This is a genomic window from Paenibacillus sp. FSL H8-0457, assembly GCF_038051935.1.
Classification (GTDB): Bacteria; Bacillota; Bacilli; order Paenibacillales; family Paenibacillaceae; genus Paenibacillus_AQ; species Paenibacillus_AQ lautus_A.
This window is the reverse complement of record NZ_CP150293.1, coordinates 3516937-3541783: the sequence shown is the minus strand read 5'-3', so window position 1 is coordinate 3541783 and position 24847 is coordinate 3516937. Positions and strand designations below refer to the sequence as shown.

The 24847-nt window shown below is 55.3% G+C and carries 15 protein-coding genes; 14 read left to right on the top strand and 1 reads right to left on the bottom strand.

Features of this window, described 5'->3' with window-relative positions; all coding sequences use genetic code 11:
• Positions 1 to 36: 36 nt before the first annotated feature.
• The 10 genes from MHI43_RS15625 (at position 37) to MHI43_RS15580 (ending at position 18128) form a co-directional block, all read left to right on the top strand.
• Entirely contained in the window at positions 37 to 3150 is a 3114-nt protein-coding gene (locus MHI43_RS15625; protein ID WP_015735295.1) for a glycoside hydrolase family 2 TIM barrel-domain containing protein, read from the top strand.
• On the top strand, positions 3147 to 5396 hold the full coding sequence (locus tag MHI43_RS15620) for a hypothetical protein (protein ID WP_015735294.1): 2250 nt from the start codon (positions 3147 to 3149) through the stop codon (positions 5394 to 5396). Before MHI43_RS15625 ends, MHI43_RS15620 begins: the two co-directional genes overlap by 4 nt.
• 37 nt (positions 5397 to 5433) lie before the next feature.
• The gene (locus MHI43_RS15615) at positions 5434 to 8514 is read left to right on the top strand and encodes a family 78 glycoside hydrolase catalytic domain (protein ID WP_015735293.1); all 3081 of its coding nucleotides are present in this window, start codon (positions 5434 to 5436) and stop codon (positions 8512 to 8514) included.
• Positions 8515 to 8525: 11 nt separating this feature from the next.
• Complete coding sequence (locus MHI43_RS15610; protein ID WP_015735292.1) at positions 8526 to 9650, top strand: glycoside hydrolase family 88 protein; 1125 nt, start codon at positions 8526 to 8528, stop codon at positions 9648 to 9650.
• A 274-nt stretch (positions 9651 to 9924) separates the two neighbouring features.
• A complete protein-coding gene (locus MHI43_RS15605; protein WP_051425350.1) occupies positions 9925 to 11751 on the top strand; it encodes a sialidase family protein in 1827 nt (608 codons plus the stop codon).
• Entirely contained in the window at positions 11748 to 13169 is a 1422-nt protein-coding gene (locus MHI43_RS15600; RefSeq protein ID WP_036663590.1) for a glycoside hydrolase family 28 protein, read from the top strand. Before MHI43_RS15605 ends, MHI43_RS15600 begins: the two co-directional genes overlap by 4 nt.
• A gap of 27 nt (positions 13170 to 13196) precedes the next feature.
• Entirely contained in the window at positions 13197 to 15932 is a 2736-nt protein-coding gene (locus MHI43_RS15595) for a hypothetical protein (RefSeq protein WP_051425352.1), read from the top strand.
• Positions 15929 to 17437: a hypothetical protein gene (locus MHI43_RS15590; RefSeq protein ID WP_051425353.1), complete on the top strand. Its 1509-nt coding sequence runs from the start codon at positions 15929 to 15931 to the stop codon at positions 17435 to 17437. The genes MHI43_RS15595 and MHI43_RS15590 overlap by 4 nt, the downstream gene beginning before the upstream one ends.
• 92 nt (positions 17438 to 17529) lie before the next feature.
• The gene (locus tag MHI43_RS15585; RefSeq protein ID WP_155989882.1) at positions 17530 to 17685 is read left to right on the top strand and encodes a hypothetical protein; all 156 of its coding nucleotides are present in this window, start codon (positions 17530 to 17532) and stop codon (positions 17683 to 17685) included.
• Positions 17661 to 18128 carry a hypothetical protein gene (locus MHI43_RS15580; protein WP_036662973.1) on the top strand — a complete coding sequence of 156 codons (468 nt, stop codon included), beginning with the start codon at positions 17661 to 17663 and terminating at the stop codon, positions 18126 to 18128. Before MHI43_RS15585 ends, MHI43_RS15580 begins: the two co-directional genes overlap by 25 nt.
• 119 nt (positions 18129 to 18247) lie before the next feature.
• On the opposite strand, the gene MHI43_RS15575 is transcribed toward MHI43_RS15580, so the two are convergent.
• Positions 18248 to 18352, bottom strand: coding sequence for a hypothetical protein (locus MHI43_RS15575; protein WP_327196876.1), 105 nt, complete (start codon positions 18350 to 18352; stop codon positions 18248 to 18250).
• Positions 18353 to 18438: 86 nt separating this feature from the next.
• On the opposite strand from MHI43_RS15575, the gene MHI43_RS15570 reads away from it, so the two are divergent.
• From MHI43_RS15570 to MHI43_RS15555, 4 genes are all read left to right on the top strand, one after another.
• Complete coding sequence (locus MHI43_RS15570; RefSeq protein WP_327196877.1) at positions 18439 to 19104, top strand: hypothetical protein; 666 nt, start codon at positions 18439 to 18441, stop codon at positions 19102 to 19104.
• A 372-nt stretch (positions 19105 to 19476) separates the two neighbouring features.
• Entirely contained in the window at positions 19477 to 20796 is a 1320-nt protein-coding gene (locus tag MHI43_RS15565) for an extracellular solute-binding protein (RefSeq protein WP_341283280.1), read from the top strand.
• 250 nt (positions 20797 to 21046) lie between these two features.
• Positions 21047 to 22363: an extracellular solute-binding protein gene (locus tag MHI43_RS15560; protein ID WP_036662977.1), complete on the top strand. Its 1317-nt coding sequence runs from the start codon at positions 21047 to 21049 to the stop codon at positions 22361 to 22363.
• A gap of 344 nt (positions 22364 to 22707) precedes the next feature.
• Positions 22708 to 24840, top strand: coding sequence for a hypothetical protein (locus MHI43_RS15555; RefSeq protein WP_051425354.1), 2133 nt, complete (start codon positions 22708 to 22710; stop codon positions 24838 to 24840).
• Positions 24841 to 24847 lie beyond the last annotated feature (7 nt).

Genomic DNA, 24847 nt, shown 5'->3' with positions numbered 1-24847 from the left:
AGACTATCATTCTTTCTTGGAGAAGGAGGCATTTCATTGAAATCAACGCAGGTGAATCGTTCACAGACGGTGGATCCTTTCGCGGAAATCGCGCTTCGCGAGCATCCGCTTGTAAAGGAAGGCATGACCGAAATCCGGCCGCGCGAATGGACGAAGAGGTTGTTCGGGAGGGGGGAGACTACTGCCGAGCGAATGATCGAGCCGAGCTTCGAGGAACGGCTGAGCCGATTCGGGCAGGAATTGGCCGAGCTTCGCGAGCGATATCGCCCCTATCTAAGGCAGCTATCGCCGCCACCAGCCTATACCCGTCCCAACGGGAAGCTGACCAGCTTCAATTTCCGTTACGAGGAGGGAGGAAGCGGGGAATTCGCTCGCGTGCTGCGGGGCGAAGGCGAGTGGGAACAGGTCTCGATCCCCGACTTCCGCGGGCCGACGAAGGAGAAGGGACGCTGGACCGGCTATTATCGGACGACATTCGGCTATCCGAAGCCGCAAGCAGGAAGGAGAACGTTTCTTGTCTTCAAGGCTGTCGATTATGAAGCGGCCGTTTACGTGAACGGCAAATGCGTTGGTCGGCATGAAGGATTGTTTGCTCCCTTCGAGTTCGACATCACTTCTTTGCTTGAGGAGACCAACGTGCTCGTTGTCGAAGTGAAAAACGATTATCCGATGATGGGCGTCGGCGGCACGCGGCTCGATGGAGACAAGATGTACGCCGCCACGGGTCCGGGCTGGGACGAGCCGGTGTACGGCTGGCATCATTGCCCGCCCGGCGCGGGCATTTATAACCATGTGATTCTGGAGGAACGGGCGGAGCTGTTCGTAGACGACATCTTTATTAGACCCAATCCCGAGGACGGATCGTTTGAGGCGTGGATCGACGTCATGAACATGACGGCGGGTCTCATCGAAGGAGCCGAGCTGACGGTCGACGTTTTTGCGGACAATTTCGAGGGAGAAGGGCTCTCCGGCATTCGCTTCCCGATTGCTTATGCGGGTCCGGGCATGAACAATTACCGTTATAAAATCGCCTTCCCGGCATTCCGCAGCTGGGAACCGGACGCGCCGCGGGTATACCGGCTTAGGGCGAGTCTGGACCGCGAAGGGGAGCTGCAGGATGCCAAAGACCGTTGCTTCGGCATGAGATCCTTCAGGATGGACGAAGCGGCGACGCCGAAAGGGACGCTGTATTTGAACGGACGGCCGATTCTGCTGCGGGGCGCGAACGAGATGGGGCATCTCCAGCAATGCGTCATGCAAGGCGACGAAGGGCAGCTCATTGACGATATTTTGATTGCGAAGCTGGCCAATCTGAACTTTTATCGGATCACGCAACGACCGGTGCAAGAAGAAATTTACGATTACATGGACCGTCTCGGCATGATGAACCAATGCGATTTGCCGGCGTTCGGTTTTATCCGTCGAAACAAGTTCTGCGAGGCAGTGAGGCAATCTGCAGAGATGGAGCGGCTCGTACGCAGCCATCCGAGCGTCATTATGGTATCGCTGATCAACGAGCCATCCCGTCCCGCCAAGCGGGGCAAAGGACATCGGCATCTGTACCGGGACGAAATGGAAGCGTTCTTCGCATCGGCAAGGCATGCCATTTATATCGAGAATCCGGACCGCGTCGTAAAAAACGCGGAAGGCGATTATGATCCGCCGACGGAAACGGGGCTCTCCGATTATCACTGCTATACGATGTGGTATACGAATCATATGATCTCGTTCGGAGAGCTCTACAAGGGCGGGCTTCCGCCGCTCAAGAAGGATTGGAAGACCGGATGCGGGGAATACGGCTCGGAGGCGCTTGATCATCTTGCCCTCATGCACAAGCGCTATCCGCTTGAATGGCTGCCGGAGAACCCGGACGACCCTTGGATGCCGGACGCGATCGTCGACAGCCAGACGTATTCGCATCATGGCGATTGGTATCCGGAAGCCGACCGCATCGGAGACTGGATCGAGCGGAGCCAGCGATACCAGGCATTCGTCACAAGGCTGATGACCGACGCGATCCGCCGGCGCGCCGATCTGATCGTGCAGTCAGCCATCCATCTGCTCATCGACGCTTGGCCGTCGGGGTGGATGAAATCGCTTGTCGGAGCCGACCGGGTGCCGAAGCCGGCCTATTTTGCTTACAAAGACGCTCTGGAGCCGCTGCGGGTACATTGGCGGAGCGACCGATGGCGCGCATATGCAGGCGAACTTCTCGAGCTGGAAGCCTGGCTGCTTAATGATACGCCCGATGATTATCAAGGCATGAAGCTAGTCGCGATGCTTCGGAGCGAGACCGAGGATTACGCTTCCTTCGAGCTGGAAGCCGACATCGGCGGCGCCGATTCCGCTTATGTCGGCTCCGTGCCGTTTGTCATGCCGGCGGTCGATAGACGCCGCACGCTTCAAGCGGACATATCCGCCTATAATCGTGCCGGAGAACTGCTCAACAGCGAGCGGTTCGACATCGAGGTATTCCCGAACGACGTTACGTTCGTCGATGGCGAACCTACAGCCGCGGTAAATGCGGCAGCGATCGGAACCGCAGCGGAAGCGCTGCTCGCCGCGATGGGCTTGCCTTGCCGGACTTATGAAGCCAGCCTCCCTTTCGACGTGATCTTCTTATCTTCCGCGGAGGCATTCCGTCTCCACGAAACCGAGATCGCGGGAAGGATCGAAGCGGGGGCAAAGGCGATCATCGTCCCGGACGAGGGAGGCGAAGCCGAATGGCGAATCGGAGATATCGCCGTGCGGCAGGAGAAAACGGGCAGCCTGTATACGCTGGCCTTCGACGAAGCCGATAAGCGGCTCGAGCGATTCGAGGCTTCCGATTTCCAATTCTTCTATAACCAAACCTTGGACCGAATAGACGCTCTGACCGGATGCGGTTGGTACGCGGAGTCTATGTCGCCGCTGCTTTATGCGTACGCGAAGCCGAAGGGCGGGACCCCATCGGGCGGAGCGCGCAAACGCAGAGTGCCTGTCGTCGGCTCGGTCCGGCACGGGCGCGGCGAGTTGATCTTTGTGGGACTTCGCCTCGAAGGACGGCTGGGCTGCAACCCGCCGCTTGACCAGCTCTTGCAAGAGTTGGTTGTCGGCTGCAGGCAAGGAAGAGGAGAGTTAACGATTCGAGAAGGAGGCGGAGGATTATGAAAGCCATTGAGATAAGTCCGTCCTATGATGTGCCGTGGACGCTGGACACCGGTTATTGTCATGACGGGATTCCGTTGTCGAACGGCGTGTTCGGCGCGTTGATCTGGTTCCAGGACCAGACCGTTATGCTAACGATCAATCGGGCCGATTATTGGGATCATCGCGGCGGAACGATCTGGCGGGACGATTGTACGTACGGCCAACTGAAATCGCTGCTGGAGAGCGGCGATTTCCAAGGCGCGCGGGAGCTCTTCCCGATTACGCTGATGAACGGCAAGGAGAAACGGCCGACGCGGCTGGCGATGGGACGGATCGAAGCGAGGCTGAAGCCGGATGTGCGATTGGTTTCGGCTAACCTGCATATGAACGAAGGCGAGGTCCGGGTGGTGTGCCGTCTTGGCGAACGCGAGCATGTTATCGATCTTGCCGTTCTGATCGATAAGCCGATGCTGCTGCTCTCGGGCGGCGAAGAGCTGTTCGAGAGCATAACGCCCGTACCGTCATATTCCTTCGAGAAAACGAAGGCGTACTTCGACGACTTCGGGATTCCGGCCCCTGAAGCAATAGAAGACGGCTGGGTGCAGGAGCTGCCGGAGGATCCGGCATGCGCCGTAAGGATGAGGCAGCGCGGGGGAACGCTCGCGATCGCCGCGGAATACGGCGCTGATCCGGAGCAGGCAATACAATCGGCAAACGCGCTGCTGAATTCGGTTTCTCCCTCTAACGGAGGGTATGCCGCCGCAACAAGTGAAACAAGAGAGCGTTGGCTGGCATTATGGCGGCAGGCGGCGGATATCTCCTTGCCCGACGCCGAGATTGAACGCATGTATTACTTGGGCATCTACCGGATGTTAGGCAATTCCATGCCGGGCAGGATCGCGCCGACGCTGCAAGGCCCTTGGGCGGAGGAATACCGGAATCCGCCATGGAGCTGCGATTATCACTTCAATATTAATGTTCAACAATGCTTATGGCCGGCATACGGTTCCAATTTGCTGGACAGCCTGAAGCCGCTGTTCTCCATGATCGATGGTTGGAAGCCGACGCTGGCGCTGAACGCCAAACGTTTTGTCGGCATCGATGACGGATATATGCTTGGCCATTCGGTAGACGACCGCGGCCGTCCGGTCGGCGGCATGTGGACAGGGACGATCGATCAGGCGAACACCTCGTGGGTCGCCCAGATGATGTGGCAGTATGCCCGGTATGCCGGAGACGAGGCATACTTGCTGGATGAAGTGATTCCATTCATGAGCAAGGCTCTTCGCGTATTCAGGGAAATGATGGAGACCGAAGGGGATCGCTATTCGCTTCCGGTAACCGTTTCGCCGGAATTCGGCGGCTCGTCGCAAGCCGGACTCGGCCGGAATTCGACCTTCTTTCTTGTCAATGTCCATTTCTTATGCGAAAAGCTGTTGGAGCTCGACGAAAAGTACGGAATCGATCCGGATGCCGCGGCCATGGCAGCCGACATCCGCGAGAAGCTGCCTCCCTACACGGCCGGACCGCGGCAATTCCAAGAGTTCGGCACGAAGCCCGGGCTCGAGCTGTATCTGTGGGAAGGACAGCCGCTCTCCGAATCGCATCGCCATCATTCTCATTTGGCCGGCATCTTTCCCTTCGACACCATCCAAATGGACGATCCTGCGCAGAAAGAGGCTGTCTCGAACGCTTATAAGTCATGGATCGACAAAGGCATGGGGCGATGGGCCGGCTGGTCGATGCCTTGGGCTTCGATCTTGCACAACCGGATGGGCCGTGCGGATATGGCGCTGCTTTCTCTACACCTGCTGAGGGAGGTGTTCATGATGCCGAGCTACGCGACCAGGCATAACGCCAACTATGAAGGCTTCTGCCAGTTTACCGGGGGCGATACCATGCAGGCAGAAGCATCGATCGCCGCGGCGGCGGCGGTATTGGAAATGTACGTGCAATGCGTCAGAGGAACCGTCCGGGTGTTCACGGGGCTGTCCCGGCGATTCAAAGACGCCTCGTTCGCGGGCATCCGGGTGGAGGGAGCGTTTCTGCTGTCGGGAAGCAAAGAAGGCGGAAAGGTAAAGCATGTTACCGTGTACAGCGAACGCAATGAAACGATCCGTCTCGTCAATCCATTCGGAGGTAGGTCGTTGATCAGGAAGGACGGGGCTGTTGTCGAGACGGAAGAGGCGATCATTAGCCTTAAGCTCCGCTCGGGCGAATGCGTCACGCTCGAGTCGGGAGTCCATTTGGTCACTCAATCTTCATAACGAAGCGCGCAAGATAACCTAGCGGGAGGAACTGGATTTGAGCAACCATGTATTGATTACAAATCTAAGAGTGGAACATAGGAGCAATCCAATCGGCATTGATGTAGAGGCGCCGCGTTTTAGTTGGATGATGAATTCCGCCGAACGGGGACAGAAGCAGACTGCTTATCAGATTCTAGCAGCAACCATGCCGGAGAAATTGGCGGAAGACACTGCCGATTTGTGGAATAGCGGTAAAGTCGAGTCCAATGAATCGGTAGCGATCGCCTATATGGGCAAAACCTTGCAGCCAACGACTCGCTATTACTGGACGATCATCGTTTGGGATAAGAATGGTCACATGGTTAAAGCAAAAGAGGAGGCGTATTTTGAAACCGGATTACGGTCAACAGACGGAATAACGGGATGGGATGGGGCCAAGTGGATCGCGATGGATGGCAAGAAGCCTAAAAGCTCCGGGGCGCCGATGTTTAGAAAAGAAACGAAGTTGAACGGGGCGATCAAGCAAGCCAGACTGTATATTTCGGCATTGGGCGTATACGATGCCTATATCAATGGGCATAAGCTAGGGATTGTCAAAGAGGATGGCAGTTGCGTCTACGAGCTCATGCCTCCGGGCTGGACGAACTTCGATCAGACCATTAACTACATGACGTATGATGTTACCCCTTTTATAAGAGATGATGTGGCAACGCTAGCATTCACGCTAGGAAATGGGTGGTGGAATGGCCGAATTTCCAAGGCGCCGTCCCCTGAGAAACAAACGGTGTATTATAACGATGAACGGAATGATCTGGGGTTATTATGCAAGCTATTCATCACTTATGAAGATCAAACGACTCAAGCGATTGTGACGGATATCGATTCCGGCTGGAAGGCGACCGATACGGGTCCAGTGAGAGCCGACGATATTTATGACGGCGAATCGTATGATGCCACGATGGAACAGGAAGGCTGGACGGAAGCCGGTTTTGACGATTCACAGTGGCGCGAGGTCAAGCAGCATGATTATCGAAGCACCTTCCCGAATGTAAACGTGACATCGTATCATGGTCATACCGTGCAGATTATCGATGGTTTAGACCGTGTCCCTCAAGGAATTACCGTATATACCGACGTTGTCAATAAAGCTAGCGCAACCAGCCGAGGAGAAATCAAAGTCGACCATGCAAGAAGCGTTACGGACTTAGAGGTTGCCTGGCGAAGTGCCGTAACGATTGCTTCAGGCGATGTTGCGATCTATGATTTGGGACAAAACATGGTCGGCATTCCGAGGATTACGGTCCAGGGTCGGAAAGGGACTCAAATCAGCATTCGTTATGCGGAAATACTGAATGATTACAGCAATGGCGCAGACGGTCCGGCTGGCTCGATATATACCGCGAATTTGCGGAATGCGAAAGCATCGGATTACTACACGTTAAAAGGATCCGCGATGGAAGAAACCTACCAACCAACCTTAACCTATCATGGGTTCAGATATGTTGAAGTCGCTATTGTCGAGGGCGAATCCGTGCTGATTAAAAGTTTGACGGGGAAGGTAGCGATGTCGGCCCTTCCGGAAACGGGGAGTATTAAAACATCGCATCCGGATATCAATCAACTTTATAGCAACATTATGTGGGGGCAACGCGGTAATTATTTGTGGATTCCAAGCGATTGTCCGCAAAGAAACGAACGCGTAGGCTGGTCGGGCGATACGCAGTTATTTGCCAATACCGCTCTATATAATATGGATGCCGCCCTCTTTCTCGAGAATTGGATGGATATGCTCGTGGAAAATCAAGATACGTATGGAAACGGCGCGTTTACATCGACGGCTCCGAGCGGAAGGTATGCGAATTTCAGAGGTTTTGCCGGCAACGGCGGTTGGGCTGACGCGGGCATTGTCGTGCCGTGGACAGTATGGCAGATGACCGGGGATATAACCATCATTAGCAAAAATTATGAGGCAATGAACCGTCATATGGATTGGATCTATGAACAGACAGGCGAAACGTATAGAGGGACGGGAAGCATCGGGGACTGGTTGAACTTCCAAGGAACAGACCGGCAGCTCATGAGCGATGCTTATTACGCATATGATGCCAAGCTGATGGCGAGCATGGCTGAAGGAATCGGGAACAAGGATGACGTGGAGAAATACGAAACACTGTTCGAACATATTAAAACAGTCTTTATTCAAAACTATCTTCGTATCGATAAAGATGGAGCGTTAATGGTCCTGTCTTCAGGCGGTTATGCGTCATTGGAGTATGATGTCGACCCGGATCAAGTAGGCGTCGAGAACATTATTTTGGAAGACAATAGCCAAGCTGCGCTGCTATGGTGTTTGAAGTTAGGCTTCTATGAAAACGAAGTCCAAAAGCAGCAAATGATCGACTTGCTGGCCGACAACATCCAAAATAATGAGGCATACAAAGCAGCGCATCCAAACAGCTCGCGGGTCCATTATGCCGAGAACACCTTGTCTGTCGGATTCCTTGGCGTAAACGTGATCGCACCTGTTTTATCCGATGTGGGACTGACGGAGCTTGCCTATAAATTGTTGCTGCAAGATGCCATGCCATCATGGTTATATTCGGTAAAAAATGGGGCCACTACGGTTTGGGAACGTTGGAATTCCTATTCGGCTGAAGACGGTTTTGGCGATATACGCATGAATTCATATAATCATTACTCTTATGGCGCGATTGCGGAATGGATGTATAAATATATGGTCGGCATTGCCGCGGATTCAACGCAACCCGGCTTCAAGAACATTATCCTGCAGCCTCATATCGACATAGACAAACAGATCACTTGGGTCAAAGGGTCATATGACTCTGTTCGCGGGGTGATTCGAAGCGAGTGGGAGCTAAACGGGGAACAATTCACATACTCCGTAACGATTCCAGCCAATACGACGGCCAAGCTTTATCTGCCGGCGGATCGCGAACAGCCTGTCTTGGAGGGCGGACGGACGATTCAAATGGCAGAAGGAGTTAGGTTTGTCGACTATACGAATGGCAGAGCGATCTATGAGCTTGAGTCCGGGAGCTATACGTTTACATCCGTTCTATCTCAGGATGCTGGGCGCGTTTCCTCTCGATTGATTAGGTCACCTAACTTGAACTGAAGGAGGACAAAATGAACCGACCCCATGCTTGGTCTGTAAGAACGGCTGACTACATTTTGCAAAACGCTTCTCCGGAAGGATATCACCCTCGCCTTGAGAAAAAGTGGGCTTATGTCACCGGCATGACATTGAAAGCATTCGAACGAGTATGGGAGCTGACCGTTGATTCGAAATACTTCGACTTTATTAAGCTGAATATGAGCCGGCACATTCATGCGGACGGCACGATTGAACAATACGTTCTGGAGGATTATAACCTCGATAATATTAACCAAGGCAAGCTGCTGTATCTGATGCTTCGGCAAACCGGCGATCCGTGCTTCGAGAAAGCGATCAACCTGCTGGCCGATCAATTAAAGGGGCAACCTCGGACGAGCGACGGGGGTTTCTGGCATAAGAAAAGATATCCGTTCCAGATGTGGCTGGACGGTCTGTATATGGCATCGCCGTTTATGGCGGAATATGCGCTTGTCTTCGATCGGCCGGAGTGGTTCGATGTGACGGCACATCAGCTGCTTACCGTAGAGAGGCATACCCGCGACCGGAATTCCGGCCTGTTATATCACGGCTGGGACGAAACCTGCGAGCAAGCGTGGGCTAACCCGTCGACCGGCAAGTCTCCTCACTTCTGGAGCAGGGCAATGGGCTGGTACGCAATGGCGCTTGCCGATACGCTGGAATATTTCCCTCGCGATCATGCGATGCGCGGACAGCTCTGCGGCATTTTCGAACGAATGGCTGGCGCGCTCGTGAAGGTGCAGGATAAGGAAAGCGGTCTGTGGTATCAAGTACTTGACCAAGGCGGACGGAAAGGCAATTATCTTGAAGCATCCAGTTCGGGGATGTTTATATATGCGCTCGCCAAAGGAGTGCGACTTCATTACTTGACAAAAGGCTTTGCCTCGGCAGCTAAACGGGGATATGAGGGAATGTTGGACCGCCTGATCGAGCTCGATGACGAAGGCGGCGTTCACTTGACGAAAATTTGCGCAGGCGCAGGACTTGGAGGCGATCCGTACAGAGATGGTTCCTATGAATATTACCTCAGCGAACCGGTTGTACAGGATTCGATGATGGGCGTTGCTCCGTTTATTCTCGCCAGCACGGAAATCGAACGGATGGACAATCAATCATAACAGCATGAACAGGTAAGCCGGGACTTATCATTACGGGCCCGGCTTTTTCAGACTTCCCATCGTATTGTGCCATTCCACCTTGTCTATCGTGCCGGAAATGACGATCTTCTTAACATACTGCAGCCACTTGGCATGCTAATTACACGATCTTCTTCCGACACCTGCACCGCCGTTTTTCTAAATTCTTTTTCCCCTATAAACACGGTGCGATTAGCCTATAAATATAGTTCCAAAACCGTGTAAAGTGTAGTTAACCTAACTAATGGAGGGCCTAATGGATCAACCGGAGAACCAAATTCGATATATCGGCGGCGTGACCGCCAACCTGGACTATCATCATGGACAGCTGCGTCCCGCGATTGGCGTCCGGAGCAGGCAGGTGTTGCGGGCAAACCGTTCGCATCCGGAGTTGTCGGAGGGCAGCGGTTGGACCTACAACCATGCTCCGATGCTGGCCTACTGGAAAGGCTGCTTTTATTTGGAGTATCTTAGCTGCCCCGTTCACGAGCATGTGCCGCCAGGCCAGACGCTGCTGACGACATCGAAGGACGGCTGGCATTGGTCGACGCCCGTCGTCTTGTTTCCTCCATACCAGCTGGATCAAGAGCATCATTATCCGGACGGCGAGATTCTTCCGGAGGGGACGTATAGCGTCATGCATCAACGGATGGGCTTTTTCGCCGCTTCGAACGGCAGATTGTTGGCGTCGGCGTTTTACGGATTTTGCCCGCTGCCAAGCGTCAGTCCGAACAACGGAAAAGGCATTGGCCGCGTCGTGCGAGAGATCGGAGAGGACGGCAGCTCCGGGCAGATCCATTTCGTCCGGCTGAACCGTCATTCCGGCTGGTCCGAGGAGAACATAAAGTATCCCTTGTATACGGAGTCCGGAGACGAAGGCTTTCGCGAAGCCTGCGAGGAGCTGCTGGCGGACCGCGTGACCACGCTTCAATGGTGGGAAGAGGATCGCAGCCGGGACGGCTTCTACGCGGTGGAAGGGGGAACGGCCTTCAACTCTTACCGGCTGCCTGACGGACGGATCGCTGGGCTATGGAAGCATTCGGTTCATGCGGTAACGGAGGACGAAGGGCGTACATGGTCCAAGCAGACGCGCTCTCCATCCCTTATTATGGCAGGCGGAAAAGTGTGGGGAGAACGCACCTCGGATTCCAAATATGCGCTTCTATACAATCCTTCGCCGATCGGCAACCACAGATGGCCGCTTGCGGTCGTGACGGGCGATGACGGGTTAACGTTTGACGATTTGCTCGTCGTAAACGGGGAAGTTCCGCCGAGGCGCTATTTCGGGTTTCATAAAAATTACGGCAACAGCTATGTCCGCGGCATCGAAGCGGCAGACGGTTCTCCGCCGGGCGGCAGCATGTGGGTGACCTACAGCGCGAACAAGGAGGATATCTGGGTCAGCGAAATTCCGGTGCCGATTGAGTACCGGGTCAGCGGGCCGGTCAACGATACGTTCGACAACCTGTCGCCAGAAGATCGGGTGCAGGACTGGAACGTGTACAGCCCGCAATGGGCGAGCGTCTCCGTCGCGGCGTTTCCATCCGAGCGCGACAGGAGCCTGGAGCTGAACGACGCGGATCCCTACGATTACGCGAAGGCGGAGCGCGTGTTCGAGGAATGCGCCGCAGGCGAGCTTCGAATCCGGATATTGGCGAAGCAGGCGAATGACGGCCAGCTGTATATCGAGCTATGCGATGCCAAGAGCGCGGCGCCTATACGGATTCGTTTTCATTCGGACGGAACGCTGCAAGTACTGCAAGCCGGCACCTGGAAGGAGCTGCAGCGCTACGAGCCGGATCGGTGGTACGAGCTGACCGTCCGCTTCGATACGGATAGACAGCGGTTTGAATTCGAAGTAGACGGCGAGCCGGCTCCAAAGGCTTTCCAGTTCTCCATGCCGGCTTACACGCTCGAAAAGCTCGTGCTTCGCACTGGACCGATGCGCCGGGAGCCGCATGCGGAAACGCCGCTTGTGACCGCGGATTTGCCGGAAGCGGACGAACCGGCGAAGGCCGTTTCTTACTATATAAACAACGTTAACATCCATACGATTGAAGGAGGCACGAACAAGTGGCGATGACCAAACAAGCAGGCAACGAAGCATTGCCGTTCGACATGCCTGAAGTGGAATTGCCGGTATTTCCGGACGGGACGTTTAACATTGCCGATTTCGGCGCGATCGGAGACGGACTAAGCGACAATACGGAGGCGTTCGCGGCAGCGATAGAAGCATGCGCCTCGCAGGGCGGAGGCACGGTCCTTATTCCTGCAGGTCTATGGCTGACCGGCCCGATTCGGCTGCAAAGCGGCATTCGGTTGCATGCCGACGCGGGGGCCCTCGTCCATTTCAGCGCGAACCGCGACGATTATCCGTTGATCCGTACGAGCTACGAAGGATTACGCACCGTTAGATGCATGCCGGCCATTTATGGAGAGGATTTGGAAAATGTCGCCATAACGGGAACGGGTATTTTCGACGGCTCGGGAGAGGCTTGGCGGCCGGTGAAACGAATGAAGCTGACGGAGGGGCAGTGGAAGCAATTGATCCAGTCCGGCGGTTATGAGGAAGGCGGAGTCTGGTGGCCAACGGAGCAGTCGCTTAAGAGCGCGGCGCTCGTGAAGAGCTTAATTGCGCAGAACGTGCAGGATCCGTCCGCGTTCGAGCCGGCCCGCGACCATTTAAGGCCGACGCTGGTGCAATTGGACCGGTGCCGCAAAGTGCTGTTTGATGGCCCTACCTTCCGCAATTCGCCGGCTTGGAATGTGCATCCTTGGCTGTGCGAGCATGTGACCATCCGCAATGTCTCGATCCGGAATCAGTGGCATTCGCAGAACGGCGACGGTCTAGATCTCGACTCCTGCCGGTATGCGAACATATACGATTCCGTATTCGACGTGGGCGATGACGCCATCTGCATCAAGTCCGGCAAAGATGCCGACGGCAGGGCGCTGGCAGTCCCAACCGAATATGTCACGATACGGAACTGCCAAGTATTCCACGGCCATGGCGGCTTCGTCATCGGCAGCGAAATGTCCGGCGATGTCCGGAATATTGCCATAACGGATTGCGTGTTTATCGGAACGGACGCAGGTCTGCGTTTCAAGAGCACGAGAGGCCGCGGCGGAACGGTCGAACGCATCTATATCCGAGGCGTCCTCATGAAGGATATCGCCAAGGAAGCCATCATATTCAGCTCTTATTACTCAGGCAAAAACAATACGGACGATCCGGTGGCCGTTACGGAGGAAACGCCGGTATTCCGCGATTTCCATATCAGCGACACAACGTGCATCGGAGCGCATACGGCGCTGCACATCAAAGGGCTTCCGGAAATGCCGATTGAAAATATCGTCTTCGACCGGGTGCAGCTAACCGCCCGCAACGGCGCGACCTGTACGAATGCCCGGAACATTACGTTCCGGCAGACGAAAGTGCTTCCGGAGAACGGCGAGCCTTATACGTTGGTCAATACCGAGGCGGTTACCATAACCGATTAACAGACCTGATGAAGGAGAGGAAGCCGCATGCTGGAAATGATTGCGATTGGCTACGATTTGGACGCTTCTCCCCGTATGCTGCATGGCGTGCGGCTGCTGAGAGAAGCGCTCGAGGCTTGCGATTACATGGTGGAGGAAAAGGCGGGTGGTTGGGCATGGAACCGTTATCGCGATACGGGCAACCGCAAAATTTACGTAGGGCGCCGCACGGGCTCCGAGCTGCTCGCGGAGCTCGAGGCGCGCGATGTGCTGCTCTATCATACGGATGAGCCTACCGGCGAAGGCTTCTATCTGGCATCATGTCCGGGCCGGCTAGTCGTGGTCTCCGGCGGGAACGATAGCGGCGCGCTGTACGGATGCCAGGAGCTGGCGGTCCGAATCCGCGAGGAAGGAGGACTGCCGCGCGAGCTGTCGTTCGGGGACACGCCATGCCTGGACTGGCGCGGACCCGCCATCGGCATGCAGAAGCAGCACGTGGAACCCGGGCGGCAGCCCTTCGAATATCCTCTGACGCCAGACCGCTTTCCTTGGTTTTACGACAGAGTCATATGGCTCGACTACCTGGACATGCTGCTCGAGCACCGGGGCAACTCCCTTTACCTATGGAACGCGAATCCGTTCGCCTCGCTGATCGATCTGCCGGGCGAGCCGGAGGCGCGGGAGGTGACGAAGGATCAACTGGAGGAGAATGCAAGCTTGCTGCATTGGCTGACGGAAGAGGCGGACAGGCGCGGGATACAGTGCTTTTTGGCCTTCTACAGCATTCATATTCCGCAAGGTTTTGCCGACAAGCACGGTTTGTCTTATAAGCAGTTAAAGCCTTTGCCAGAGACTAGCGATTATTTCCGCCGCTTGCTGACCGCGTTTGTACGCGCTTTCCCTTCGGTCGGCCTGATGGTCTGTCTGGGCGAAAAGCTGAAGGGGCAAATGTACGGGGCGGAATGGCTGTGCGAAACGATTCTGCCCGGCATCATGGAAGGCTTCGGCCAGTCGGCTGCCGCGGAGCCGCCGCCCGTCGTCGTGCGCTCGCACGCCATCGACATCGAGAAGGTGATGAAAGAGGCTGACGGGCTTTATCCCAATCTTCACAGCGAAATGAAATTCAACGGGGAATCCCTCACCACCTGGACGCCAAGGGGGGGAGCGCAAGGGCTGCATCGGCGGCTGGCAGAGCGCGATGGCAAACACCTCGTCACCGTGCATATGAATGCCAATTTGGAACCGTTCCGCTGGGGAGCTCCATCCTTTATTCAACGCTGCGTTCAGGCGGCGAGGTACCGCTTAAAAGCCTCGGCGCTGCAAATTTTCCCGCTGTCCTACTGGAGCTGGCCTTATTCGCCGGACAGGTCGGAGCACCCGATCAAGCAGGTGGACCGCGACTGGATCTGGTTTGAAGCGTGGCTCCGTTACGCATGGAATTCGGACCGGGACGGGAAGGCGGAGAAAAGCCACTGGATAGCCCGACTGGAGGAAAAGTACGGAAGCAGGCAGTCGGCCGAGCATTTGTTGCACGCCTATGAAACGATCGGGACTTGCGCGCCCAAGCTGCTGCGTCGTTTTGGCATAACGCAAGGCAACCGCCAGACGATGAGCCTCGGCATGACGATGAGTCAGCTGACGAATCCGGAACGGCACGTCCCATGGTCCGAGCTGTGGGAATCGCATGCTCCGCAAGGAGAGAGGCTGGAGGAGTTCGTGTTGAAGCAACTGGCGGGCATGCCTCATCTGGGCGAGACGCCGCTCGATATCGTGGAGGAAGTAGAGCGTGCTTCCGAAGAAGCTTCGAAAGCGGCAAAGCAGGCTAGGATGACCGTGAAAAAAAATAAAGCCGAGTTCGAACGTCTTGCTGCCGATATTGACGCGATCAAAGCGATGACGAATACGTATACGTACAAGGTAAGAGCCGCGCTGCTCGTGTTCATGTATAAGCATACCGCCTTCGGAAAATACGCCGAAAGGGTGTCGCTGCTGGAGGAGGCGGCGGAATGGTTGGACAAAAGCGTAGCCGCATACCGCAAGCTGACGGAAACGACGGAGAAGCATTACGGATTCGCAAACGGCATGCAGACGGCGCATCGCAAAATCCCGTTCCGCGAGGGGAAATTCATCAACCATTGGAGGGACTGTCTCCCCCTGTTCGAACGGGAGCTTGCCGTTTTCCGACAGCGTATCGGAGAGCTGCGGGCTGGCAAAATGCCGGCGTCCCTGAATCAGGCGCCGTCCGTTTCCTATCGGCGATATCGTCAGGCAAGCTTTACGCTGCTGAGCGAGGATGCCGAGCTGTACCGGATCGAGAAAGGCGCCCGCGTCTTCACCGACGGCGACATTCCGATTATTAGCTGCGCGGAGGAATTGTACGGCTTGACGGGAATAAGGTACAGCCAGCTGCGGGCGGCGCACGAAGAAATTCGGCTCGACGTGGAGCTGAAGGAGCCTTCCCTGATTCTGGTAGGATGCTTCAATTCCAGAGACGACCAATGGATGAAGCCTGGGGGAGTCGCTGCCGTCGACCAGTATACATTCGGATTGGATCCGGTGATCCGCAGAGGCATACGGCTGTTCGTCTATCCTTCGGTCCATGTCCATGCTTTGCCTTACGAGGCCGGCCGGCATACGCTTTGTTTCGGCAAAGGGGCGTTTCTGATTCTTGGCGTCATTGAGCTGCATCAGAACCTGTCTGACCGGGAATTCGACCCGCAAAACGAAGAGCGTACGCTACTCGATTGGCTGTACGAAATGAAGGAGGTGGAGATGGTCCAGTGAAAACCGACTCGGAAGCGGCGGCCGGGCTGATCGGGATAGTAGCAAAGCACGCCGGCCTGCTGCTGAAGCACGCATCGGACAAAGCCGGAGAAACCCCCTTGTTTGTCAACGCGTTAGATTCGCGCACGCTATCGCCGGTCGCATACGACCCGGATCATGTGAACCGCGAAGCGCTGCTCGCGAGTCCCGCAAGCCAGCAGCGCTGGCAAAAGCTGCTATGCGGCCTTACCCGGCTGACGGGCGATCCGGCGTACGAAGAACGCGCGCTCGCGGTCAACCGCTTTCTACTGGATAGCCAGACAGATGACGGCGGCCTGCTCTTGTGGGGAGGCCATACCGCCTACAACGTAGAGAACAGATCGATCGAATACGCCAGAGACAAATCGAAGGTGCACGAGCTGAAATTTCATTACCCGGATTACGAGCTGATGTGGCGGGCGGATCCGGAAGGAACAAGACGGTATATCGAAGCGATGTGGAATGCGCATATCCTGGACTGGTCGCGCCTGGATTTCAACCGACACGGACCTTACGGAACGCCGCCTGGACGGTTATGGGAGCATGAATACAAGGGCGGTGACGTATTCTTCTGGGGACGCGGATTGACGTTCGTAAACGCCGGCAGCGATCTGTATTACGCTGCCGCGATGCTGGCGAAGCTGTCGGGCGAGAAAGCGCCGCTGGCGTGGTCGAAACGGCTGGCGCGCCGTTACGTGGAAACGAGACAGCCCGGCATCGGGATCAGCGGCTACCAATTCAGCCAATCCGCAAACTCCTGGTGCAACGGCCCGGCGGTAAAGGGCGACCGGGCGCAGTATCAGCTGGCGCCGCTTATTCCGGAAGGCCATGACGTCTATGAAGGAACGCTCTTCAAGCCGCGGCCCGTCGTCCAGCGCTGTATGCTGGCGATCGGCGAACAAGCGGGGGAAGTGGCGGAATGCTTCATCCGATGGGCTTGCGAGGAAATAGCGGCTTGGGGTAAAATCGCATACCGCCGATCCGACAACAGCTTTGTCCCGATGCTGACCGACGGATACCCGATCGAAGGGCTGTCGCTGGATCGCGACGGCTACTTCGGGCCGAAAGGGAGGGTGTTTGGCGCAATCCCCGCTGGTCCGGATTTTTTCTGGATGTACGCGGCAGGCTACCGGCATTCGCGCGATCCGTTTCTATGGGAGATGGCGAAATCCATCGCCGATGGGATGGGCGCGGGAGATATCGGCCAACCAAGCGGGGGCGGAGTCCGCACTTGGGAGCAGAGGGAGGACAACGCCGATTACCGTCTGCTGTACGGCTTGTTGGAGCTGTATAAGGCGACGGACGACCGCAGATTTTTATCCTATGCCCGGCAGACGGGAGAGCAATTGCTTACGAAAGTTGCCGATAACGGCGCGTTTGTTTCGGAGGAACGGATTTTGACCGACGATCCGCTGCCGCTGGCGCTGCTTCATCTAGCGGAAGCGCTGCAGGACAGACCGGGAAACGTTCCCTTGACGTGGAAGTAGCGGAGGGTCAACCCATACGAGCTGACGCTGCCTTAGGCGGCGTCGGCCGTTTGCGTTTGCGGGCGATTATGGCTTCAAAGGAGCGATGACCGATGGAACGGAAACAGGTGTTCGAATTTAACGGCAAGCGAAAGCTGTTCGGCAAATTTTTATTGTCCTACGTGCTCATCCTGTTGATTCCGCTGCTGGTAGGCGCCTATCCTATTACCAGACGGTTCAGGTCGTGGGCGAGGACGCGGCGGAGCTGAACCTGGCGATGCTGGAGCAGAGCGAGGATGCGCTGAACCGGCTGTTGACGGAAATCCGCGATATCGTGTCCCAGCTGTCGCTCGATTCGGAGCTGCTGAATGTGATGATTATCGCCGACGCTTCATGGCCGCCACAGGCGGTGTACAAGCTCTCCCAGCTGCAGAAGAACGAATTGAACATGCTGTCGACGAACCAGCTCTTCTCCGATCTGTTTGTCTACCTGGAGAAAAGCGAAGCCGTCATTTCCGCGAACCGGCTCGACAAGCTGGACGCTCAGCCGCTGTGGATCGGCGACGTCCCGTTCGGCCGGAAACGGAAAGTGGCGCTGCTCGCGATTGCGGGGTGGTCGCGGCGACGGGCTGCAGCCAGGCAAATAACGGGAACGGCAGCAGCAACGGCAAGCTCTATATGCTGCCGACCGTGGCGAGCAGCGACCCGATGACGTGGATTTCTGGAACGATCCGGACGAAGTCGGCAAGGTGGTATGGAACCTGGCGTTGACAAAGCATCCGCGCGTGTTGCTGTTTTGCGTATTGCGGAACGTCTGGCGGAAGCCGTTCATCAAGTTTTTGACGCCGCCGTTTCCTTGCAGCCGCGAACGCCGATCGGCACGGAATCGGGATAGACTTCTTTCAGCTTCTTCGCCGACTCGTACAGCTCATCCATCGTGGCCGGGAACGAAGCGATGCCGGCCTTATCGAACGCATCCTTGCGGTAAAAATCAGTGGAAAGCGAAGCGCCTCACGGGCAAGGTGCTGCTGGACTTCCAATACGCAAGCCATACGGTCGACCCGGATTACGCCTTAACGGATATTCCGGAAGGCCTGTGGGAATTCGCACGCATGCTGCCAAGCGCCTCGGAGCAACCTGCACTGGAATTCAAGCCGCTTAACTTCTCGTTGTTCGGTCCGGTCTTCAGCAGCAAGCTTGCCGACGAGCCGGAGAAGCTGGACCGCCTAATCGAATATGTCGAATGGGGCGCCACGCCGGAAGGACAGCTGTTCCATCAGGCGGGCCTGGACAACGTCACCTACGTGAACGAAGGCGGGACGATGAAATACAAGGAAGGGCTCGATCGTCAGAAGGTGGCGGAGCAGCACGGCTTCGATTGGTGGCTAAGCCAAAGCGCGGAATTCATGAAATCCGATGCCGGGTATTTGAAAAAGCAGGAAGCGATGAAGGAGTTTGCCCCGAACTATAACGTGACGCCGAAGAACGCTCCGCTTACCGAGGAGGAACAAGAGACGGTGGGCACGACGGTCAGCGCCCTCGAGGATGTGGCTTACCAGTTCGCTACGAAAGCGATTATGGGGATGATCGATATCGGCAACGACGAAACATGGAACGGCTACTTGAGCGATCTGGAGAAGGTAGGGCTCGACGAAACGCGGACAATTTACGAGAAATATTTAAAATAACGTCACGTGCCCAGCCGACACAATGCAGTACAATTTCAGGCTACATTCGAGGCTGCACGATGCAGAAAGTACGGATCTAGGGTTCGCCAGACATGCGACGGCATGGCGGCGAGCCCTTGTTCAAATGCATCGTATTCCCCTATAGAAAAGCAGTTTCCCCCTAAGATTGGCAGCGGATTTGTCTATATAATAATTGTTGTCAACAGCAGGAATTACATAACGCCGTTCATTTGAAAGGAGGATAACGGGGGGGTTATTATAGCAATTTAGACAGCGCTTACAATGTAAGATATTCAAAACAATGGTTGAATATAAAGGGAGGTATTGATAATTATGGTGCGGAAAATGGTTTCGATGATGGTATCCTTGGTTATGCTTCTAACTGTCCTGTCGGCTTGCGCGAGCAATTCCGGAAACAATGCGGAGCCCTCGCAGAGCGCGAGCAACACGCCTTCCGAGTCGGCAGCGCCTGAAGGCACCGACGCCGGCACCGGCAATCCGGCGGATCTGAAAGCCGATCTGACTTGGTTCGGCTTGATGGGTCCCGAACAATTCGAAGAGCGTTACAACCAATATATCAAGCAAAAATTTCCGAATATCAACATTACCTATATCAACCAGACGGACGAGCAGAAATTGGAGCAGGTTATCGCATCCGGCACGGAAATCGACATGTTTCTGTCGTCGGCCGGCGAGTTAAGGGAAGACTACGTGCCGGCCAACATGGCGCTTAATCTCACCCCGTTGCTCGAGAAGCATGCCGTCGATATCAGCACGATCGAGCCGGCCTATCTGGAGCCGGTCAAAATCGACGGAAATGTAAATTTGCTGCCGATCACCGACAACAAATTCGTCATGTATTACAACAAAGGCATCTTCGACCGGTTCGGCGTGAAGTATCCTTGGGATGGCATGACTTGGGATGAAGCACTGGAGCTGTCCAAACAAATTACCCGCAATGAAGGCGGCAAGCAGTATATCGGTTTGTGGATGTCGCCGAAGCACTATCTCCGCGTCGCTCAAAATTCGGCCGGCTTTATCGATCCGGAGACAAATAAGGCGACCGTCAACAACGACCAATGGAAATTCATTTTCGAAAATATTTTCTACAACTTCACTCGGGATCCTGGCTTGCAAAAACGAGCGAGCGAAGAGTGGCTCGCGCACAAGGATTTCAACAAGGAATTCTTAGTCGGCATGTATATCTACACATCGGGCTGGATGTCGTCTGCCGATACTTCGCTCGCCATGGACTGGGACATTGCAGCCGTTCCGACCTTCAAGGATATGCCTGAGGTGAACACGCAGCCATATGCTACTTACGTAGGTATCTCGGCTCTTTCGAAAAACCAGGATGTTGCCATGCAAGTGCTCAAATATTTGATCTCGGAAGAATATCAGACGATTATATCCAAGAAAGGCATGATTACTCCGCTTACGACGCAATCGGTTCGCGATGCGGCTTTCGCCGACTATCCGTTCGCAAGCGAAAAGAACATCAAAGCGCTATTCTACGGAAAGCCGGCTCCTTCCCGCGTGCTTACGCAATTCGACGAGCTTGTTATCGAGGATGCTTTGGACCAGGATGCCGTCCGGCAAATCGCGATGGGCAAACTCGATGTCAATACGGCGCTCCGCAATGCCGAAGAGCTAGCGAATAAGCTGATTCAGGAACAATTGGCGCAAAATTAACAAGCAGACACGGATGACGAAGCCTTCCAGGGGCAGCCGTACGAAGAGGGAGAGGGGCGACCATCTCCCTTTTTTTATTTTTTAGGGTTGGATTGCCCTATGAATTCGTCTTTAACCCCGGTGAAAAACGATAGCCTGGCCGATATAATGATGAAGCAAGGTGAACCGGGGGCCCCCGTTCATGGCGTCGCATCGCGTTTCGTATAGAGAACGGGAGGAAATGATGGTTATGGCAAGGAAAATGGTTTCAATGATGTTGACTTTGGTCATGCTTCTCACCGTCCTGGCGGCATGCTCCGGCAATTCCGAGGGCAATGCGGAGTCCCCGCAGAACGAGACACCGCCTGAAGGCGCCGATGCCGGCGCCGGAAATCCGGCGGATCTTAAAGCCGATCTGACCTGGTTCGGCTTGGCAAGCCCCGAACAATTCGAAGAGCGCTACGGCCAACATATCAAGCAAAAATTCCCGAATATCAACATTACCTATATCAACCAGACGGACGAGCAGAAATTGGAGCAGGTTATCGCATCCGGCACGCAAATCGATATGTATCTGTCGTCGGCAGGCGAGTTAAGGGAAGATTACGTACCTGCCAATCTGGCTCTTGACCTCACCGCATTAATTGAGAAGCATGCCGTTGACATCAGCGCCATCGAGCCGGCCTATCTGGAGCCGGTCAAAATCGACGGAAAGGTGAATCTGCTGCCGCTCAGCGACAACAAATTCGTTATGTATTACAACAAGGGCATCTTCGACCGGTTCGGAGTGGAATATCCTAAGGACGGCATGACCTGGGACGAAGCGCTGGAGTTGTCCAAAAAGATTACCCGCAATGAAGGGGGCAAACAGTACATCGGTCTGTGGATGTCGCCGAAGCACTATCTCCGCGTCGCCCAAAATTCGGCAGGCTTTGTCGATCCGGAGACGAATAAGGCGACCGTCAATAACGATCAATGGAAATTCATCTTCGAAAACGTGTTCTACGACTTCACCCGGGATCCGGGCGTGCAAAAACGCGCGACCGAGGATTGGCTCGCGCACGTCGACTTCAACAGAGATTTCATAATTGGCATGTATATCTATACGTCGGGTTGGATGCAGGATGCCGAGAGCTCGCTCGCCATGGACTGGGATATTGCGGCCGTTCCGACCTTCAAGGATATGCCCGGGGTGAATACGCAGCCAAATGCTACTTATGCAGGCATTTCGGCTCTTTCGAAAAACCAGGATGCCGCCATGGAAGTGCTCAAATATTTGATCTCGGAAGAGTATCAGACGATCATGTCCAAGAAAGGCATGATAACGCCGCTTACGACGCAATCGGTTCGCGATGTGGCGTTCTCCGACTATCCGTTCGCAAGCGAAAAGAACATTGACGCGCTGTACTATGGCAAGCCGGCGCCATCCCGCGTCCTTACGCAATTCGATGAAATTGTCATCGAGGATGCCTTCGACAAGGATGCCGTCCGGCAAATAGCGATGGGCAACCTCGATGTCAATACGGCGCTTCGCAGAGCGGAAGAGAATGCGAACAAGTTAATCCAGGAGCAATTGTCGCAAAAGTAACAATCGTGAAAGGTTGACGCCGCCCTCAGGGGGCAGCTGCGCCAAGAGGGGGGATGGGCGACCATCCCCTTTTGCGCGCTATGTGGTTTAGCAGGTAATTCTCATATCGGTGGAAACGTTGTGGGTTAAACATAGCTTTGCGCGTGTTGGTTTCTCAAACATAGGTGATTTCGATTTGGAAAAAGGAAGGGGATTTGGCAAGCGGGTTGGATTGCCCTATAAATTTGCCGATAACCCCACAGAACAAAAAAAGTCTAGCAGATATACTGGTAAATAAGGTGAAACGGCTTACATCGTCTTAGGCGGCTTGGCGGTTTCAATCTGTACGACAGGGGGGCAATAGCATGATCGACGAGGAGTTAAGGGCCGGGAGAAAGGCGCTGCGCACCGTCCCGGGAGGGCTGCTGCTCGGTCCTACGGGAGCGCGATTATGGGCCGATTACGTGGAAGCCGCACCGGGCTTTATCGGCCGATTCGACTTCATTCACAAAGTAAATATTCCGCTCCTGTTCACCATAACGGTTAACGGCCATGCCTGCAAAATGGAAACGGCTTCAGCCGATTGGTATCCCAGCCAGCTCCGTCTCGCCTATTCGGACGACCGGATCGGCTATGCGGAGACGAAATTTATTACTTGGGAGGACTGCGCCGTTTCCTGCCAGACCTGGACGAACCGGTCTGATGGCGAGCTGTTGCTGCAAGCGACTGCCCCGACGGATTTTCGAGCCTGCGGCGATGCAGGTTTGCAGGGCGGTTTCGATATCCCTTTTTTCAGCTTTGACATCGACGCTTGCCTCGTTGCAAGCGAGCCGAAACTGCTTAGCGACGGAGTAAGCCTGCAGCCCGGCGAGACAAAAACGTTTATTGTAGCCGCGGCGCTCGGCATCCGGTCGCTCGACGGCATCGAAGCTTTAATGAGCCGCGCAAATCGTTTCATCCAAAAGCCCGCAAGCCTTGAAGAGACAGCATCCGTGCAGCAGAAGGAGTACCAGCGCTGGTTCGACGCCGCGCCGCGCTTCAAGAGCAGCGACCCGGTACTGGACAAGACGTGGACGTACAGGTGGTTCCTGCTCCGGCACAACATGGCCGATCCGCGTTACGGATTGCTGCAGCATCCGCTGTTCTATGAAGGACGTTCCCATAAGAAGGGCAAGCGGCCGTTCTCCAAGGGAGGATGGGAGTTCAGCAAGCTGATCAATTTATCGGTGCCGCTTCATTTGATGGACGCCAGGTGGCATCACGATCCCGCGCCCAGCTTGGGAGCGCTGCGGAACATGCAGGAAACGCCGGCGGAAAACGGCATGTACTGCTGCTTGATGGCGGACGAGAGGATGCACTCTTTCGCTAACTATATCGGTTGGGCGGCTTACCGCTTGTTTCTCGTCCATCGCGATGAGAACGCTATATTGAAGGCGCTTCCTGGACTTAAAGACCAAATCTCGAGCTGGCAGGAAGTGTACGGCAACGAACGGGACGGATTAATGACGGAATACCGGCATACCCGGACAGGGAAGGAATATCAGCCAAGCTATTGGTATTTCCACGATTATCCCCGCAATCCGAAGGATCCGGAAACGTACACGCATGTGAAGCGGGTGGATCGAACCGTCTATCATTATCTGAACACGCTCGGCGTAGCCCGGTTGTGCGAAGCGGCGGGCGATCCGGAATCGGTTAAATACCTGCAGCTTGCGGAGCGGATCAAACATGACGTGCTGGAGAAGATGTGGGACGAAGCGTCGGCGTTTTTCTACGATCTGCATGACCAGACGGACGAGAAGGCGCTTGTCAAAAATATAGTCGGCTTCTATCCGGCGTGGGCGGAGATGCTCGACGAGAGGCATGACGGCCTGGTTGCCCATTTGCTCGATCCGAAACAATTCGCGACCGCTTGCCCTTATCCGACGGTGTCGGCCGACAGCGTCGCCTACTCGAAGGAAGGCGGATGGTTCGGCTTTTTTCTTAAAGGCCGTAACGGCTGCATGTGGAACGGGCCGACTTGGCCGTACACGAACGCGATTACGCTGGACGCGCTCGCCCGCGAGAGCAAGCGCCGCGGCAACGCTTATAATGAAGCGTTCGCGCGCGGCCTGAAGGAATATTCGTTCCTCCATTTCCAGAACCGCGATCTGAACAGGCCGGGACTGGTTGAGCATTACAACAGCGACACCGGAGAACCGTTAAGCGATGAACAGGAATACAACCACTCGTATTATATCGATCTGATCGTCAGCCATGTGGCGGGTCTCTCCGTCGAAGATGGCGGCCTCCGTCTCGAACCGCTCGATATCGGTCTCGATTATTTCGAGCTTGACCATGTGAAGGCGGCGGGACAAGACATTCGGATCACTTACGGAAAGCCGGGCCTCGGCAGGTATCCGGACGGAATCGAAGCAGGCTACAAGCTGTATTTGAACGGACAACCGGTCTTTGCCTCGGATAGCTTGGCGGCGGCGACGTTGCCGAAGAATAAATGACGAAAGA